The following is an 882-nucleotide window of genomic DNA, read 5'->3' on the forward strand; positions in this document are numbered from 1 at the left end:
GCGTCCGCAGCTTCGGTATATAGCTTAGCCCCGTTACATCTTCCGCGCAGGACGACTCGATCAGTGAGCTATTACGCTTTCTTTAAAGGGTGGCTGCTTCTAAGCCAACCTCCTGACTGTTTTAGCCTTCCCACTTCGTTTCCCACTTAGCTATATTTGGGGACCTTAGCTGGCGGTCTGGGTTGTTTCCCTCTTGACACCGGACGTTAGCACCCGATGTCTGTCTCCCGTGATTGCACTCTTCGGTATTCGGAGTTTGCTATGGCGGGGTAATCAGCAATAGACCCCCCAACCATGACAGTGCTCTACCCCCGAAGGTGAGACACGAGGCACTACCTAAATAGTTTTCGGAGAGAACCAGCTATTTCCAGATTTGTTTAGCCTTTCACCCCTATCCACAGCTCATCCCCTAACTTTTCAACGTTAGTGGGTTCGGTCCTCCAGTACGTGTTACCGCACCTTCAACCTGGCCATGGATAGATCATCTGGTTTCGGGTCTACACCCAGCGACTCAACGCCCTGTTCGGACTCGCTTTCGCTACGCCTGCCCTAATCGGTTAAGCTTGCCACTGAATGTAAGTCGCTGACCCATTATACAAAAGGTACGCCGTCACCCTACGCCTGCCCTAATCGGTTAAGCTTGCCACTGAATGTAAGTCGCTGACCCATTATACAAAAGGTACGCCGTCACCCCGCTTTAAGCGCTCTCGCGCTTAAACCGCTTTGCGCGCCAGTGCTGCTATTTCACACTGAGGTCTTTTGGCGATCCTCACTGCGTGAGGTTCGCCGAAAGCGCTTAAAGCGGGGCTCCGACTGTTTGTATGCATGCGGTTTCAGGATCTATTTCACTCCCCTCCCGGGGTTCTTTTCGCCTTTCCCTCA

1 rRNA gene (only partly in view) is annotated in these 882 nt (G+C 52.5%); it reads right to left on the reverse strand.

The annotated features are described in order from the left end of the window. Nucleotides 1-882: ribosomal RNA gene (locus ACAD63_RS13865) — 23S ribosomal RNA — on the reverse strand (it extends past both window edges: 1,809 nt to the left, 1,168 nt to the right).

Origin of the sequence: Cupriavidus sp. a3 (assembly GCF_051015765.1) — a bacterium.
Taxonomy (GTDB): Bacteria; Pseudomonadota; Gammaproteobacteria; order Burkholderiales; family Burkholderiaceae; genus Cupriavidus; species Cupriavidus oxalaticus_A.